This window comes from Myceligenerans crystallogenes, from assembly GCF_039529775.1.
Taxonomy (GTDB): Bacteria; Actinomycetota; Actinomycetes; order Actinomycetales; family Cellulomonadaceae; genus Myceligenerans; species Myceligenerans crystallogenes.
Genome location: NZ_BAAANL010000002.1, coordinates 421,858 through 437,034, shown reverse-complemented (window position 1 = coordinate 437,034; position 15,177 = coordinate 421,858). Strand labels below are relative to the sequence as shown.

Annotated in this window: 17 protein-coding genes and 1 tRNA gene; 15 read left to right on the top strand and 3 right to left on the bottom strand. The window is 73.0% G+C overall.

Going from position 1 to position 15,177, the window contains the following annotated elements; genetic code table 11:
• Positions 1–7: 7 nt before the first annotated feature.
• The 6 genes from ureB to ABD208_RS06710 are packed head-to-tail and all read left to right on the top strand — an operon-like array spanning position 8 to position 5,346.
• Positions 8–376, top strand: coding sequence for an urease subunit beta (gene ureB, locus ABD208_RS06735; protein WP_344100839.1), 369 nt, complete (start codon positions 8–10; stop codon positions 374–376).
• The gene (locus ABD208_RS06730) at positions 376–2,076 is read left to right on the top strand and encodes an urease subunit alpha (protein WP_344100837.1); all 1,701 of its coding nucleotides are present in this window, start codon (positions 376–378) and stop codon (positions 2,074–2,076) included. The genes ureB and ABD208_RS06730 overlap by 1 nt, the downstream gene beginning before the upstream one ends.
• A gap of 11 nt (positions 2,077–2,087) precedes the next feature.
• Positions 2,088–2,777 (top strand): urease accessory protein UreF, encoded by a 690-nt coding sequence (locus tag ABD208_RS06725; protein WP_344100835.1) that lies wholly within the window; start codon positions 2,088–2,090, stop codon positions 2,775–2,777.
• Entirely contained in the window at positions 2,743–3,531 is a 789-nt protein-coding gene (gene ureG / locus ABD208_RS06720) for an urease accessory protein UreG (protein ID WP_425561073.1), read from the top strand. The genes ABD208_RS06725 and ureG overlap by 35 nt, the downstream gene beginning before the upstream one ends.
• Positions 3,509–4,315, top strand: coding sequence for an urease accessory protein UreD (locus ABD208_RS06715; RefSeq protein WP_344100831.1), 807 nt, complete (start codon positions 3,509–3,511; stop codon positions 4,313–4,315). The genes ureG and ABD208_RS06715 overlap by 23 nt, the downstream gene beginning before the upstream one ends.
• Positions 4,312–5,346: a HoxN/HupN/NixA family nickel/cobalt transporter gene (locus tag ABD208_RS06710; RefSeq protein ID WP_344100829.1), complete on the top strand. Its 1,035-nt coding sequence runs from the start codon at positions 4,312–4,314 to the stop codon at positions 5,344–5,346. Before ABD208_RS06715 ends, ABD208_RS06710 begins: the two co-directional genes overlap by 4 nt.
• On the opposite strand, the gene ABD208_RS06705 is transcribed toward ABD208_RS06710, so the two are convergent.
• Complete coding sequence (locus tag ABD208_RS06705) at positions 5,314–5,715, bottom strand: MarR family winged helix-turn-helix transcriptional regulator (RefSeq protein ID WP_344100827.1); 402 nt, start codon at positions 5,713–5,715, stop codon at positions 5,314–5,316. The two genes, ABD208_RS06710 and ABD208_RS06705, sit on opposite strands and share 33 nt — an antisense overlap.
• Positions 5,716–5,800: 85 nt before the next feature.
• Here ABD208_RS06705 and ABD208_RS06700 point away from each other — a divergent pair, with 85 nt between their 5' ends.
• On the top strand, positions 5,801–6,856 hold the full coding sequence (locus ABD208_RS06700; RefSeq protein WP_344100825.1) for a substrate-binding domain-containing protein: 1,056 nt from the start codon (positions 5,801–5,803) through the stop codon (positions 6,854–6,856).
• A gap of 88 nt (positions 6,857–6,944) precedes the next feature.
• Positions 6,945–7,385, top strand: coding sequence for a hypothetical protein (locus tag ABD208_RS06695; RefSeq protein WP_344100823.1), 441 nt, complete (start codon positions 6,945–6,947; stop codon positions 7,383–7,385).
• Between the two features lie 3 nt (positions 7,386–7,388).
• Here ABD208_RS06695 and ABD208_RS06690 read toward each other — a convergent pair whose 3' ends face one another.
• Positions 7,389–7,580, bottom strand: a complete 192-nt coding sequence (locus ABD208_RS06690) for a hypothetical protein (RefSeq protein WP_344100821.1) — start codon at positions 7,578–7,580, stop codon at positions 7,389–7,391.
• Between the two features lie 247 nt (positions 7,581–7,827).
• On the opposite strand from ABD208_RS06690, the gene ABD208_RS06685 reads away from it, so the two are divergent.
• The 4 genes from ABD208_RS06685 to ABD208_RS06670 all read left to right on the top strand — a co-directional run bounded on the left by ABD208_RS06685 (position 7,828) and on the right by ABD208_RS06670 (position 11,857).
• Positions 7,828–7,901: transfer RNA gene (locus ABD208_RS06685), tRNA-Pro, on the top strand.
• Between the two features lie 345 nt (positions 7,902–8,246).
• The gene (locus ABD208_RS06680; protein ID WP_344100819.1) at positions 8,247–9,788 is read left to right on the top strand and encodes an amino acid adenylation domain-containing protein; all 1,542 of its coding nucleotides are present in this window, start codon (positions 8,247–8,249) and stop codon (positions 9,786–9,788) included.
• Between the two features lie 59 nt (positions 9,789–9,847).
• The gene (locus tag ABD208_RS06675) at positions 9,848–11,053 is read left to right on the top strand and encodes a ferredoxin reductase domain-containing protein (protein ID WP_344100817.1); all 1,206 of its coding nucleotides are present in this window, start codon (positions 9,848–9,850) and stop codon (positions 11,051–11,053) included.
• A gap of 12 nt (positions 11,054–11,065) precedes the next feature.
• Positions 11,066–11,857 carry an enoyl-CoA hydratase-related protein gene (locus tag ABD208_RS06670; RefSeq protein ID WP_344100815.1) on the top strand — a complete coding sequence of 264 codons (792 nt, stop codon included), beginning with the start codon at positions 11,066–11,068 and terminating at the stop codon, positions 11,855–11,857.
• A gap of 124 nt (positions 11,858–11,981) precedes the next feature.
• On the opposite strand, the gene ABD208_RS06665 is transcribed toward ABD208_RS06670, so the two are convergent.
• Positions 11,982–12,179 carry a hypothetical protein gene (locus tag ABD208_RS06665; RefSeq protein ID WP_344100813.1) on the bottom strand — a complete coding sequence of 66 codons (198 nt, stop codon included), beginning with the start codon at positions 12,177–12,179 and terminating at the stop codon, positions 11,982–11,984.
• A gap of 181 nt (positions 12,180–12,360) precedes the next feature.
• Between ABD208_RS06665 and ABD208_RS06660 the strand changes: the two genes are divergently transcribed.
• Genes ABD208_RS06660 through ABD208_RS06650 form a run of 3 tightly spaced genes read left to right on the top strand, consistent with a single transcriptional unit; the run spans position 12,361 to position 15,176 of the window.
• The gene (locus ABD208_RS06660; protein ID WP_344100811.1) at positions 12,361–13,914 is read left to right on the top strand and encodes a phage tail sheath family protein; all 1,554 of its coding nucleotides are present in this window, start codon (positions 12,361–12,363) and stop codon (positions 13,912–13,914) included.
• 10 nt (positions 13,915–13,924) lie between these two features.
• Positions 13,925–14,446, top strand: coding sequence for a phage tail protein (locus ABD208_RS06655; protein WP_344100809.1), 522 nt, complete (start codon positions 13,925–13,927; stop codon positions 14,444–14,446).
• 4 nt (positions 14,447–14,450) lie between these two features.
• Positions 14,451–15,176, top strand: coding sequence for a hypothetical protein (locus ABD208_RS06650; RefSeq protein WP_344100807.1), 726 nt, complete (start codon positions 14,451–14,453; stop codon positions 15,174–15,176).
• Position 15,177: the final 1 nt, after the last annotated feature.

The window sequence follows — 15,177 nt, the reverse complement described above, 5'->3', positions numbered from 1 at the left end:
AGGCCACATGTCCGCCCGCACGACCGCGGGGCCCGGCGCCGTCCGCGTCGCCCCCGGCCGCATCGAGATCAACGCCGACCGCGCGCCGCACGAACGACTGTCCCTCGTGATCCTGAACACGGGCGACCGGCCCGTCCAGATCGGCTCCCACCTGCACCTGCCCGACGCCAACGACGCCCTCGAGTTCGACCGGGAAGCCGCCCGCGGGTTCCGGCTCGACGTGCCCGCGGGCACGTCCGAGCGCTTCGAGCCGGGTGCCGGGCGCCGGGTCGGCGCCGTGACGATCCGGGGCGCGCGGCGCGTCCCCGGGATCCGGCGCGGCAAGGACGACGACGGCGAGCTGGGTCCGGTCGCCCACGAGCAGGAGGACCGCTGATGGCCTGGATCGATCGCGAGCGCTACGCCGCCCTCTACGGACCGACGGCGGGCGACCAGGTGCGCCTGGGCGACACCGACCTGTGGATCGAGGTCACCGAGGACCGTACGGCCGGCGGCGAGGAGGCGGTGTTCGGCGGGGGCAAGTCCATCCGGGAGTCGATGCTGCAGTCGACCCGTACCCGGGCCGAGGGCGCGCTCGACACGGTGATCACCAACGCCGTCGTGCTGGACTGGTGGGGCGTGATCCGGGCGGACGTCGGCGTGCGGGACGGGCGGGTCGTCGCCCTGGGCCGGTCGGGCAACCCGGACATCGCCGACGGCGTGCACCCGGACCTGGTCATCGGGCCCTCGACGGACGTCATCTCCGGTGAGGGACGGATCCTCACGGCCGGGGGCTTCGACTCCCACGTCCACCTGCTGTCGCCGTCGGCGCTGCACGAGGCGCTCGCCACCGGCATCACCACCGTGGCGGGCGGCGGGACCGGTCCGTCCGAGGGGTCCAAGGCGACGACGGTGACCGGCGCCGGGCATCTGCGCCACGTCCTGCGCGCCCTCGACCCGGTGCCGGTGAACGTGCTGCTGCTCGGCAAGGGCAACACCGTCGGTGCGGAAGCACTGGCGGAGCAGGCCCTCGCCGGGGCGGGCGGGTACAAGATCCACGAGGACTGGGGCGCCACCCCGGCGGCGCTGGACGCCGCCCTGCGAGCCGCGGGCGAGTGGGGGCTGCAGGTGGCCCTGCACTCGGACTCGCTGAACGAGGCGGGGTTCGTGTCCTCGACGGTCGACGCGATCGGCGGCCGGTCGATCCACGCCTTCCACGTCGAGGGCGCGGGCGGCGGGCACGCGCCGGACATCCTGACGATCGCCGGCCTCCCGCACGTGATCCCTGGCTCGACCAACCCGACCCTCCCGCACACGGTCAACACGGTGGCCGAGCACCTCGACATGCTGATGGTCTGCCACCACCTGAGCCCGGCCGTCCCCGAGGACCTGGCGTTCGCCGAGTCGCGGATCCGCGCGACGACGATCGCCGCGGAGGACGTGCTGCACGACATGGGCGCGCTGTCGATCACGTCCTCGGACGCCCAGGCGATGGGCCGGATCGGCGAGGTGATCACCCGTACCTGGCAGGTGGCGCACGTGATGAAGCACCGCCGCGGGCCGCTGGGCGCGTCGGAGCCGGCGGACAACGAGCGTGCCCGCCGCTACGTCGCCAAGTACACGATCAACCCGGCGATCGGCCACGGCGTCGCCGATCACGTGGGCTCGGTGGAGCCGGGGAAGCTGGCCGACCTCGTGCTGTGGGACCCGCGGTTCTTCGGCGTCCGGCCCGATCTGGTGCTCAAGGGCGGCGTGATCGCCTGGGCGGCGCTCGGCGACCCGAACGCGTCGATCCCGACGCCGCAGCCCGTGCTGCAGCGTCCCGCGTTCGGCGACGCGATCGCCGGTGACCTCTCGCTCGCGTTCGTCGCCCGGGCCGCGATCGAGGACGGGCTGGCCGGCCGCGTCGGGCTGCGTCGCGACCTGGTAGCCGTGACGCCCACCCGCGACGTCGGCAAGGCGGACATGCGCAACAACGACGCCCTGCCCCGCATCGACATCCGCCCCGACACGTTCGAGATCCGGGTCGACGGCGATCTCGTCGAGCCGGCGCCCGCCGTCCGGCTCCCGCTCGCCCAGCTCTACTCGATGTTCTGAAGGGACGGCCCGTGACCTCACGACACGCGCTCTCGGTGGCGATGCTGCTCGCCGACGGACGCCTGCCCGGCGGCGGGCACGCGCACTCGGCGAGTCTCGAGCCGGCGCTGCTGGGCGGCATGCCCGTCACGGCGGTGCCCGCCTGGCTCGCCGGGCGCGCCACGACCGCGAGCCTCGTGGAGGCGGGTACGGCCGTGGTGACGGCGCGGTCGCTCGGGGGCTTCCCCGCGCGTTCCCTGACCGACGTCGTCGGCGCGTGGGCCGCCCGGACACCCGCGCCCGCGCTGCGCGAGGCCGCGCGCCTGCTCGGCCGCGGCTACCTGCGGCTGGCCTGCTCCCTCTGGCCGGAGGCGCCCGCGGTCCGGGCCCTCGCGGCGCATGCCGCCGCACACGGGCCGCTGCCTCGCGCGGTCGTTCTCGGGGCGGTCGCCGCGGCGACCGGCCTGCCCGCCGCGGACACGGTCCGCCTCACCGTGTACGACGACGCCCAGACGGCGGCGTCCGCACTGCTCAAGCTCGAACCCCTGGATCCGGTCACCCCCGCGCGCTGGGTCCTCGACGCGTGCGCCGCCGCGGAGCCGCACGTGCTCCGCGTAGCGGCGTGCACCACCCCGGAGGACATCCCGGCCTCCGGTTCACCGCAGACCGAGGGCTGGGCGCAGGCCCATGCCCTGGAGAGCCAGAGGTTGTTCCGTGCCTGAGACCACACCCGTCCCCGTGCCCGCGATCCCCCCTTCCCGGGCGTTCCGCCTCGGCGTCGCCGGGCCCGTCGGCGTCGGCAAGTCGTCCCTCATCGCGACCGTGTGCCGCGCCCTCGGCGCCGAGCTGCGCCTCGGCGTCATCACCAACGACATCTACACCGACGAGGACGCGCGCTTCCTCCGCTCGGCCGGCGTGCTCGCACCCGAGCGGATCCGCGCCGTGGAGACCGGAGCGTGCCCGCACACCGCGATCCGCGACGACGTCACCGCGAACCTGCTGGCCGCCGAGGACCTGGAGCGCGACTTCGACCCCCTGGACCTGGTGATCATCGAGTCCGGCGGCGACAACCTCACCGCGACGTTCTCGCCCGCGCTCGTCGACGCCCAGATCTTCGTGCTGGACGTGGCGGGCGGCGGGGACGTCGCCCGCAAGGGCGGTCCCGGGATCGGCCGCGCCGACCTCCTGGTGGTGAACAAGACCGACCTCGCGCCGTACGTGGGCGTCGACGTCGCCCGGATGGTGGCCGACGCCTCGGCGGCGCGGGACGGCCGCGCCGTCGTCGCCCTCTCGCGCGGCGACGAGGCATCGGTGGCCGAGCTGCGCACCTGGGTGCTCGGCGTGCTGGCGAGCTTCCGCGCGGGCGCGCACGTCGCGCAGGATCCCGGCCCCATGGCGCCGCACTTCCACGCGGACGAGGACGGAGGTTTCGTGCACAGTCACGAGGGCGAGCGTGCGCACGACCACGCCCGCTGACCGGCCGATGCCGCCGGCCACGCCGGTCCCGCGGGTGACGCGGGTAGCCGTCGAGCGCCCGGCCGTGCCCGGCGCGCCGGTGCGCGTGCGGACCTCCGACGGGCTGCTCGCCGCCCGGCTCGTCGCCCGTGACCGGGTGCACGCCGAGGTGGCGCTCGTCGCCGGCGGCGCCCTGCTGCTCGGCGGGGACCACGTGGTGGTCAGCGTGCGGGTGGACCCCGGATGCGCGCTCACCCTGACCGACGTCGGCGGCACGGTCGCGTACGACGGCGCCGGCGCCCGCTGCCGCTGGGACGCCGACATCCGGCTCGGCGCCGGGGCGGTCGCGGCCTGGGCGGGCCTGCCGTTCGTCGTGGCCGACGGCGCGCAGGCGCACCGCACCACCACGGTGCGGCTCGGCGCCGGATCCCGGCTCGCCCTGCGCGAGACCGTGGTGCTGGGCCGGACGGGCGAGCGCGGCGGCCGCGTCGTGCTCCGCACCGACGTCGCCGACGACGACGGGCCGGTCCTGGTCGAGGAACTGTCCGCGGCCGGGGACGACCCCGTTCCCGGCGTCCTCGGCGACCACACGGTCATCGACACCGTGGTGACGCTGCACGGCGGCCCGGACCCCGGCGCCGGCGGTGTCAGCGGGCCCGGGGCGGCGGGCGGCGACGCGGTCGTGCTCCGGCTCGCACGCGGCGGGGTGCTGAGCCGCTGGCTCGGGCCGGCCACCCACCTCAGCCCGCTCGAACCGCCGGCGCTTCCCGAACCTGACCAGGCAGAACCCACGGAGGTAGCATGACCAGCAACCCGACCGGCGCCCGGCCGGCGTACCCGCGCGGTGGCGCCACGGTGCCCGTGGTCGCCGCGCTCCATGTCGCCGGGACCGGGGGCCTGGCCGCGGCGCTGGCCCTGGACGGCGGGGCCGGGGCGATCACGGTCGCGACGGGGCTGGCCGCCTACGCGCTGGGCCTCCGCCACGCGTTCGACGCCGACCACATCGCCACCATCGACAACACCACCCGCAGGCTGCTCCGATCGGGCCGGGACGCACGCGGCGTCGGTCTCTGGTTCTCGCTGGGGCACTCGACCGTGGTGCTCGCCGCGGCCCTGCTGCTGACGCTCGGAGCCGGCGCCCTCGCCCCGATGCTCGAGGACGAGTCCTCGCCGCTGCACCGGGCGACCGGCGTCTGGGGCCCGCTCGTCTCCGGGACGTTCCTGCTGGCGATCGCCGCCGTCAACCTCGTCATGCTGCGGCGCGCGCTGCGCCACCGGGCGGGATCCGCGCCGGGCGACGGCCGCCACCCGGCGGGCGGCCCGGTCAGCTGGGCGCTGCGCCGGTTCGGGTGGGCCACGCAGAGGCCGTCCCGGATGTACGCCGTCGGGCTCGTGTTCGGGCTCGGGTTCGACACCGCGACGGAGATCGGCCTGATGGCGATCACGGCGTCGGCGGCCCTCGGGCAGGTCGCGTGGTACGCGGCCCTGCCGCTGGCGCTGCTGTTCGCCGCCGGGATGTCCCTGCTGGACTCGGCCCAGGGCGCGGCCACCCGGCGCGTCTACGCGCACACCGGGGCGGGTGCCGGGACGGCGGGCCCTCGTCCTCGGGCCGGGGTGCGCTACGACGTCGTCGTCACCGGCGTGTCGGCGCTCGCGGCCCTGGGCATCGGGACGGTGACCCTGCTCCAGGTCGCGGCGGAGCACGCTCCGTGGCTGGGCGGGCTCCCCGTGGACGCGATCAGCCTCGAGCCGTACGGGGTGGTGCTCACCGTGGTGCTGCTGGCGGTCTGGGGCGGGGGACTGCTAGCCCTGCGCCAGCCGCGCCGTGAGGCGTGAGAGGACGTCGCGGCCGCGGGCGGAGAGGTAGACCCGGATGACACGGCGGTCGAGGCCGTCGACCTCCCGGTAGACGAGAGCCTTGGTCAGCAGGTCGTCGACGCGGCGGCCGAGCGTCGCCTTGTCCACGAGCACCGCCGCGCGCAGCTGGGACATGGTCAGGCCGTCGCCCGCGCCCAGGGCGTCGAGCACCAGCCACTCGTCGAGGGCGAAGCCCTCGGGACCGAGCACGCCGGCGGCGGTCCTGGCCGCGCGGCGCGCGGCCAGGACGGACTCGCGCAGCGTGGCCACGGCGGCTGCCGTGTCGCCGGTGCCCGCGCCGGCGCCGGCGCGGCGCGTGGCCGTGGCCGTCTCACGTCCAGACCGCATGATCGCTCGCCCTCCCTGTGTGCTCGTACACTACCCGCCAGCACTGGCCGAGCCCAGGAAAGGGCCCATCGCGGGACGGGGCGTCATGTCGGACTTCGTGATCGGTGCCCTGCTGCACTTCCAGGGCCCCGGCGGCATCTACGGCCCGTCGTGCCAGGCCGTCACGGAGCTGGCGGTCGCGGAGCTGAACGCCTCGGGCGGGATCCTCGGCCGCCCGGTGCGGGCCCGGTTCCTCGACGCAGGCCAGCCGCTCCCCGTGCTGCGCCGTCAGGTGGCCGGCGTGCTCACGTCGCGCGGCGTGCACGCGCTGACCGGATGGCACACGTCAGCGGTACGCAACGCCGTCGTCCCGCTCGTGGGGCGCCGCGTGCCCTACGTCTACCCGGCCGCCTACGAGGGCGCCGAGACGCGGCCCGGGCTGTACGTCACCGGGGAGGTGCCGTCCGCCCAGCTGTTCCCCGCGGTCGCGCGGCTGCGGGCCGAGCTCGGGGTGCGCAGCTGGTACGTCGTCGGGGACGACTACGCGTGGCCGCGGCGCACGTTCCAGGTGCTGTCGGCGCAGGTGGCGTCCCTCGGGGTGGAGTTCGCGGGCGCGCGGTTCCTGCCCGCGCAGGGGGCGAGCGCCACCCAGCTGGGCGGCGTGGCGACCGACCTCGAGTCCTCGGGCGCCGGCGGCGTGCTGATGCTGATGGTCGGGCAGAACGCGGTCCGCTTCAACCGGGTGTTCGCCCGCCGGGGCCTGGACGAGCGGATGGTCCGCCTGAGCACCCTCATGGAGGAGAACATGCTCATGGGCAGCGGTGCCGGCGGCACGGCCAACCTCTACTCGACCGGGGGCTGGTTCCGGAGCCTGGCGACGGGCGGGGCGCTGGACCTGATCGGCCGCTACACCGCCCACCACGGCGCGCACGCCCCGGCCGTCGGGGCGGCGGCCGAGGCCTGCTACGAGGGCATCTTCGCGCTGCGCACCATCGTCGAGCGGGCGGGCAGCGCGGCGGTGGCCGCGATCGACCGCTCGGTGGACGGCGTCGTCTACGAGGGGCCGCGGGGCCTGATGCGGTTCCAGGGCAACCACGCCGCGCACCGCCTCTACCTCGCCCGCGCCGACGGTTTCGACTTCGACCTCCTGGGCGAGCTGTGAGGGCCCCGTCCGCAAGGATCCACGTTCACACGACATCGAGGGTGTGAGAGGTCGTGCGGTCCGCCGGCCATCCGGACAGGAGATGCACATGCGGTGGTCAACGGGAATCGTGAGCCGGGTTCTGGCTGCGATCGTCGTCGTCCCGACGGCGGCCGGCTGCGCAGCTTCCGCGCCGTCCGACGACGGCAGGAGCCCGTTCGTCGTGCAGCCCTCGATCGAGCCCGACGGTTACATGGAGGCCCTCGTCGGCGGCGAGATCGCCGTCCAGGGCGGCTGCTTCGTCCTGCTCTCGGGCGAGGGCAAGCCGTCGCTCGTGTCCTGGCCGTTCGGGACGCGGCGCGGCAAGGAGGGCGACGACGTCGTCGTCGGCGGCGGTGAGGTGACCGTGCGTCCGGGCGACACCGTGGAATCGGGCGGCGGGTGGGTTCCGCTCGACGACGACGCGGAGTACCAGGAGAAGTGTGACCTCGACGGCGTCGGGGAAGTGGTCCAGCTGAACCCGGACCTGCGGGTCGTCGCCGGGTCCTGAGGCTCACGCCGCCTCGCCTGCGATCGCCGCACGACGGCGGGCCGAGCGCGATCCGATGCGGTTCGTGCGGCCGGTGCGGTGCGCCCGGGCGGTCTGATCGGCGTGCACCCCGGCCGCGCCGGACCGGCGGTGCTCGGCACGCTCGCGGACGGCGTCGGCGGGGAGCGCGTGTCCCTGGGTTCGCTTCCTGCTCATGGTGTCTCCTCCTTCCCGGTTCTGTGATCGATGGTGCCGGTGGCAGGCGGCCAAGCATCGACGACGGCGAACCGGGGGCGCAACGCAATTTCGGCGCTGCCTGGAGGGTGCCCCGTGGCGTCGTCGTCGGACCGTGTCGGCCGTCACCACCGGTCCGAGTGCGAGACACGATCCGAGGTGGGGTAGTATTTCGGTCGGCCCTCCGGGGCCGAACAGGGTAGTCTCGGGCTTGCTCGGGAACGCCCGACGGGCTGTGGCGCAGCTTGGTAGCGCACTTGACTGGGGGTCAAGGGGTCGCAGGTTCAAATCCTGTCAGCCCGACGTGTGATGTCGCAGGACATCGGAATGGCCTGAACCTACGTTTCGTAGGTTCAGGCCATTCGTCGTTTTCGGTGTGGGCCTGGTGGGCTGGTAGATCCGGGTGGGGTCGAGGATGAGTTCGCGCAGGATCTCGCCGGGTGACTGCACTTCCGGTCGACTAAAACGTTTACATCCATGCCGGGTTCGTGGTGATCTGCCCTACGGTGACATCACGTAAGGGGGCCTCGGGCTCGCCATCCGCCGGCTTCCGGAGGCCCCGTGCGTCGAATCTCTGTCTGGGCTTGTCGATGAGGGCTTCGACGCCGCTCTCATTTGCGAGCGTGTCTCGAAACGGAGTAGCCGCAAATGACCCATCACATCGACCGGTCCACCTTGGCTGGTCTGACGCCATCCGACCAGGAGTTGTTCCAACGCTTCGGGACGGGGGCGTCGGTACGGCCGCCGTTCGTCCTGCTGCATCAGGCGTTCGAGGCCATGGCCCGGGTTCGGCCGGAGGCTGTCGCGGTGACGCACGCCGGCGAGTCCCTGACCTACCGCGAGCTCGACGGGCGAGCGAATCTGCTCGCTGAAGCGCTCGTGCGGCTCGGCGTCAGGAAAGGTGATCGAGTCGGACTGTTCGTGAAGCGCTCGATCCCGATGGTTGTCGGCATCCTCGGGGTGTTGAAGGCGGGGGCCGCGTACGTGCCGCAGGACGCTCGGATCGCGCCGAGTGCACACCTGGCGCACATGGTCGCGACGGCTGACATCCGTGTCGTGCTGACGCTGTCCGAGTTCGTCGCGGCCCTGCCCGCGCTGCCCGGTCGGGTGGTGCTCGCCGTGGACAAGCTCTCCGGGGAGCGTCCGGAACCGCCCGCGGTGGTCGCGAGCGCGCCGGAGGATCCGGCGGTGGTGATCTTCACCTCGGGTACCACGGGCGTGCCGAACGGAGTCGTCGTCACGCACGCGAACCTGTGCAACGTGGTCACGCACGGGCCGGGAGCACTCGGCGTCCGGCCGGGCATGAAGGTGTCGCAGCTGCTCAATATCGCGTTCGACATGGCGGTGTGGGAGATCTTCGTGGCGCTCTGCAACGGCGCGGAACTGGTGATCAGGGGCACCTCGATCCTCCAGGCAGTGCGCTCGGTGGATGTGGTGATCGCGACACCGAGCGTGCTGGCGGGCCTGGATCCGGACCTGTGCCGCAACGTCTCCGTGGTGGCGGTGGCCGGGGAGCGCTGCCCGCGCCTGCTCGCGGACACCTGGTCGTCGTTTACCCGGTTCCACAACGCGTGCGGACCCACCGAGGTCACCATCGTGAACACGGTCGCCCCGCCGCACCGGCGCGGCGAGGAACCCACGATCGGCTCGCCGCTGCCCAACACCACCGTCTATGTTCTCGACGAGCGCCTGCGACCGTGCCCGGTCGGCGAGGTCGGCGAACTGTGGGCAGGCGGAGCCTGCGTCAGCCAGGGCTACCTCGGCAATGCCGAGCTGACCGCGCAGCGCTACCTTCCCGATCCGTTCCTTGGTGGCGAGAACCGCATGTTCCGCACCCGCGACCTCGGCCGCTGGACTGCCGATGGCCGGCTCGAGCACCACGGACGCACTGACGAACAGGTGAAGGTTCGTGGCTTTCGGATCGAACTGGACGCGGTCACCTCCGCGCTGGAACGGACGCCCGGATGCGAACGGGCCACGACCGTGCTGCACGACGGCGAACTGATCGGCTTCGTGACCCCGGAGGAAGTGAACGTCGTCACGGCCAGCCATGTGGTGGCCGGCAGCCTGCCGTACTACTGCGTGCCGGCCACCGTCCGCGCCGTCGCCGAGCTGCCGACCACGCACCGCGGCAAGGTCGACAAGCGGGCCCTGGTTGCCGGGCTCGCCGCGCAGGAGGTCATGGCATGACATCGGCCGACACCGAACTCGCCCGCCCGCTGCCACCGGTTCACGGGAGGTGGCGCCGCATGTGGCGGCACAGGCGTCTGATGCACCACAACCGGCTCGCCGCCGGCGTGGTCGCCGTCAACCTCGTGGTCCTCGCCGGCGGCGGCCGGCCGGGCGACCTGGGCACGATCTCCGGCATGATGCTGGCGAACGTCGCACTCGCGGTGCTGATCCGGCAGCAGTACGTGATCAACGCGATCTTCCTGTCCGCGACCAGCGCGCCGGTGACCTGGCCGCTGCCGGTGCGCGCCCTGCTCGGCAAGGTCTACCACGTGTTCGGGGGTATCCACGTCGGTGGGATGGTGTCCGCGACCGGGTGGTTCCTGGTCTTCGCGGCCACTGCGACCGTGCGGCCAGTTAGTGTGGCGGTGCTCGTGGTGACCTACGTGATCGCCGCACTGCTGCTCGCCATGATCGCGTTCGCGCTGCCGGCGTTCCGGGCGCGGCACCACAACCGGTTCGAGCTGATGCACCGCTTCGGCGGCTGGAGCCTGCTCGCCCTGTTCTGGCTGCACTCCTTCCTCTTCTCCGAGGCCGGGCCGGCGCCGTTCCTGGTGCTGCTCGTCGTGTCGGTCAGTATCGCCCTGCCCTGGCTCCGGCTCCGCCGGGTGCCGGTACGAACGACCTCGCCCTCCTCGCATGTCGTGCTCGTGCGCTTCGACTACGGCGTGACGCCGTTCGCCGGCTCGTCCACCACGGTCAGCCGTAGCCCGTGGCGCGAATGGCACTCCTTCGCCAACGTGCCGTCTCCCGGTGCGCCCGGATTCCGGCTCACCATCTCCCGGGCGGGCGACTGGACCGGTGCGCTGATCGACGACCGCCCGTCGCACCTGTGGGTCAAGGGCATCCCGACAGCCGGCGTCGGGAACATCGACCGGCTGTTCCGCCGCGTCGTGTGGGTGGCCACCGGCAGCGGTATCGGTCCCTGCCTGCCGCACCTGCTCTCGCGCGAGACGCCCTCTCGCCTCGTCTGGTCCACTCGCGACCCGCGGGCCACCTTCGGCGACGACCTGGTCGACGAGATCCTCGCCGTGCAACCTGACCCGGTCATCTGGGACACCACGGCTTCCGGCAAGCCCGACCTGGTGGCGCTCGCCTACCAGGCGTACCGCGAGTTCGACGCGGAAGCGGTGATCTGCATCTCCAACAAGAAGACCACCTGGAACGTGGTCGAGCAGCTGGAGATGCGGGGCATCCCGGCCTATGGCGCCATCTGGGACTCCTGAGAGGCAACGACCATGAGCGACAAGACCTTGCTGCTGTCGGACGACGACGGCGTCCTCACCGTCACCGTGAACCGGCCGAACGCGCTGAACGCGCTGAACGAACAGGTGCTCACCGAGTTGCGCACCCTCCTGGAAGGCCCGCTGCCGTCGACCGGCGGCGCCATCCGCGGCGTCATCCTGACCGGAGCCGGTGAGCGCGCGTTCGTCGCAGGAGCCGACATCAAGGAGATGTCCGTGATGACGCCGGACGAGGGCGAGGCGTTCGGTGCGCTCGGCCAGAGGGTCACCCGACTGCTCGAAGAACTGCCCGTCCCGGTGATCGCCTGTGTGTCCGGCTATGCGCTCGGCGGCGGCTGCGAACTGGCCATGGCCGCTGACTTCATCTACGCCACCGGTTCAGCGGTGTTCGGCCAGCCCGAGGTGTCGCTCGGCCTGATCCCAGGCTTCGGCGGCTGCGCGCGGTTGCACCACCGGGTCGGCCCCGGCTGGGCCAGGGAGCTGATCTATACGGGCCGGAAGATCGACGCCGCCGAAGCGCGGCGTATCGGACTGGTCAACCGGGTGTTCGACACCCGGGAAGAGATGCTCGACTCTGCCGCCGCGACACTTGCCGAGATCGCCACCCGCTCACCGGTCGCGGTCGCATTGTCCAAGTCAGCCATCGACGGCTCGATCGGGCGCCCCGTCACCGACGCGCTCGCCATCGAGAAAGCGGCCTTCCGGAGGACGTTCGCGACCGGCGACATGCGCGAGGGCACGGCAGCGTTCCTGGCCAAGCGGCCACCATCGTTCCCGGGCCACTGAGCGACCGGCCGGAATCATCGCTCCGACCTGAACCTCGCCGCTGCCGGTGGCGGGCCGCATCGGCCCGCCACCGATGGGACTCCCCGGTAGACCGTGGGACGACGGCGCGGGCTGCCGGATCGCCTCAGTGCTGACCCCTGGGGCCGTTTCCGTCCTGCTGGCCGAACGACCCGACGGCGACCCAGCCGATGGCGACGACGCCCGCCCCGACCATCGTGAACACCAGGGCGGCGGGGGAGTCGATGCTCCAGAGGAGGCCGGTCGTGACGCCGTAGGCGATCGAGACCAGCACCATGACATTGCGCACGAGATTCCAGTTCATGACGGTCATTCTCCCCGGCTTGCGGGAGGCTGCGCGACGTTCTGCTGCGCCTCGGCGACCTCGGCATCCGGGCGGGGACCCGGGACGGGAACCCGTGACGACCGGGTGACGCGGGGGTGACGGACGGCCTGGATGCTCGGATCACGGCGCCTCACCGCACCGTGGCCACGAAGGAGCACTCATGACCATCACACCCACCTACCCGGGCGTCTATGTCACCGAGGTGCCGAGCGGAAACCGCACGGTCACAGGTGTCGCGACTGCGGTCACGGCGTTCGTCGGGGTCGCTCGCCGCGGCCCGGCCGACACGCCTGTCGCGATCGGCAACTTCTCCGAGTTCGAGCGCACGTTCGGCGGGCTGTCGCGCGACGGCGGCCTGGGATACGCGGTGCGCGACTTCTACCTGAACGGCGGAGGGCCGGCTCTGGTGGTCCGGGTCGCGCACGACGACGCCGCGACGGCGACCGTCGACGTGGACGGCCTCGGGCTCGTTGCCGTCGGCCCGGGCGTCTGGGCGAACACGCTGCAGGTCGTGGTGTCGCACCCCGCCTCGACGGCCGAGGCCGACGACATCGCGGCGGGCCAGGGCGGCGGCATCACCGGCGGCGACCTGTTCACCCTCGCGATCCACGACGGCGACCCCGCCACGACCGATCCGCTCGAGGTCTTCCGCAACGTCACCGTCGCCGACGGGCCGCTGCGCGTGGACCGGATCCTCGGGTCGTCGCGCCTGCTGCGCGTCGACGGCCCTCTGCCCGGCGTCCGGCCGACGCCCGTGACCTCGACGGTGGAGCTCGACGGCACCGCCGGGGCCGACGGCGGCGCCGTCGTGGCGGACGACTACGTCGGCACCGGTTTCGCCGCCGCCAAGCGCGGGCTCTACGCGCTCGAGCTCGCCGACCTCGTGAACATCATCGTGCTGCCGCCGCCGACGCCGGCGGGCACCCTCCCGGCGGCCGTGTGGCCCGACGCGCTGGACTACGCGGTCGACCGGCGTGCGTTCCTCGTCGTCGACCCGCCCGCCGCCCTCACCCTGGGTGACGCGGCCGGATGGGCGACGAGCGTCGGGCTCACCGGGACCGCGACCCGCAACGCGGGCTTCTACTTCCCGCGGATCCGGCACGCCGACCCGCTGCGCAACGGGACGATCGACACGTTCGCGCCCGGTGGCGCGGTCGCCGGCGTCATGGCGCGCACCGACGGCTCGCGCGGGGTGTGGAAGGCCCCGGCCGGGCTGGAGGCCGGACTGACCGGCGTCGTCGACCTCGCCCTCGACCTCACCAACGGTGAGAACGGGCCGCTCAACCAGGCCGGCGTCAACGTGCTGCGTACCTTCCGCGAGTCCGGGTCCGTGGTGTGGGGCGCGCGCACGCTCCGCGGCTCCGACGCCCTCGCCGACGACTACAAGTACGTCCCCGTGCGGCGGGTGGCCCTCTTTCTCGAGGAGTCGCTCTACCGCGGCACGCAGTGGGTCGTGTTCGAGCCGAACGACGAGCCGCTGTGGTCGCAGATCCGCCTGTCCGTCGGAGCGTTCCTGCAGGACCTGTTCCGCAAGGGCGCGTTCCAGGGCACCACGCCGCGCGACGCGTACTTCGTGCGGTGCGACGCCGAGACCACCACCCAGTACGACATCGACCGCGGCATCGTGAACATCCAGGTCGGGTTCGCACCGCTCAAGCCCGCGGAATTCGTCATGATCTCGATCCAGCAGAAGACCTCTGCTGCGGCAGGCTAGGAGGCATCCCGTGGCTGAGTTCACCGTGAACGCGACGCGTTTCGACCCGTACAAGAACTTCAAGTTCCGCGTGAAATGGGACGGCAAGTTCGTCGCCGGCGTGAGCAAGGTCGGCGCACTGAAGAAGACCACCGAGGTGGTCAAGCACCGGCACGGCGGCGACCCGTCGTCGTCCCGCAAGTCCCCGGGCCGCAGCGAGTTCGAGGCCATCACGCTGGAGCGCGGCGTCACGCACGACGTCGAGTTCGAGCAGTGGGCCAACAAGGTATGGAACTACGGCTCGGGCCTCGGCTCGGAGGTCGCGCTCAAGGACTTCCGCAAGGACGTCATCATCGAGGTCTACAACGAGGCCGGACAGCTCGCCATCTCCTACCGGCTGTACCGGTGCTGGGTATCGGAGTTCCAGGCGCTGCCGGAGCTCGACGCCAACGCCAACGCGGTGGCGATCCAGACCCTCAAGCTGGAGAACGAGGGCTGGGAACGCGACTACGCCGTGACCGAGCCGACCGAGCCGTCGTTCGTCGAGCCGTGACGTGATGGCGGATCCGGCAACGGCGCACGGTTCGACCGCCGCCACGCTCGCGCTGTGGGAGGCGCTCGGCACGACGCCGCCTCCCGCGGGCGGTGCCGTCGTGCTGCTGGCGCGCGGCGCGGCGCCGGACCTCGCCACGGCGTGCGACCTGCCGCTCGCCGTCGCGGCCCAGGCCGCCCTGGCCGAGCTGCGGGAGCGGACCGGCCCCACCCTGGCCACCGTGCTGGACTGTGCCGGGTGCGGCGACGTGCTCGACGTGGCCCTCGCCCTCGACGCGCTCGCGGCCCCGGCCGCCACCCCGGCGGAGGCACGCGTGCCCGCCGCGGGCGGTGACGTCGTCGTCCGCACGCCGACGACGACGGACGTCCTGGCCGCCCTCGAGTCCGACGACCCCGGAACGCACCTCCGGGAACGCTGCGAGCAGTGGCCTCCAGGCGCCGACCGCGCCGACCGCGCCGGCCTCGCCGACCGGGTGGCGGACGCGGCCGAGGCGCTCGCGGGCGCCGCCGCCGCGCGCGCCCGGGTGACGTGCCCGGGCTGCGGTCGCGAGACGGTGGCCGACGTCGACGTGGTGCGGCTGCTGGCCGAGCGGGTCACCGAGCAGGCGTCCGCGCTGCTCGCCGACGTCGCCGAGCTGGCGGGAGCTTTCGGGTGGTCCGAGGACGAGATCCTGGCGATGTCCCCGTGGCGCCGCCGGGCGTACCTCGGCCTGACGCGAGCGGGGGCGTGAG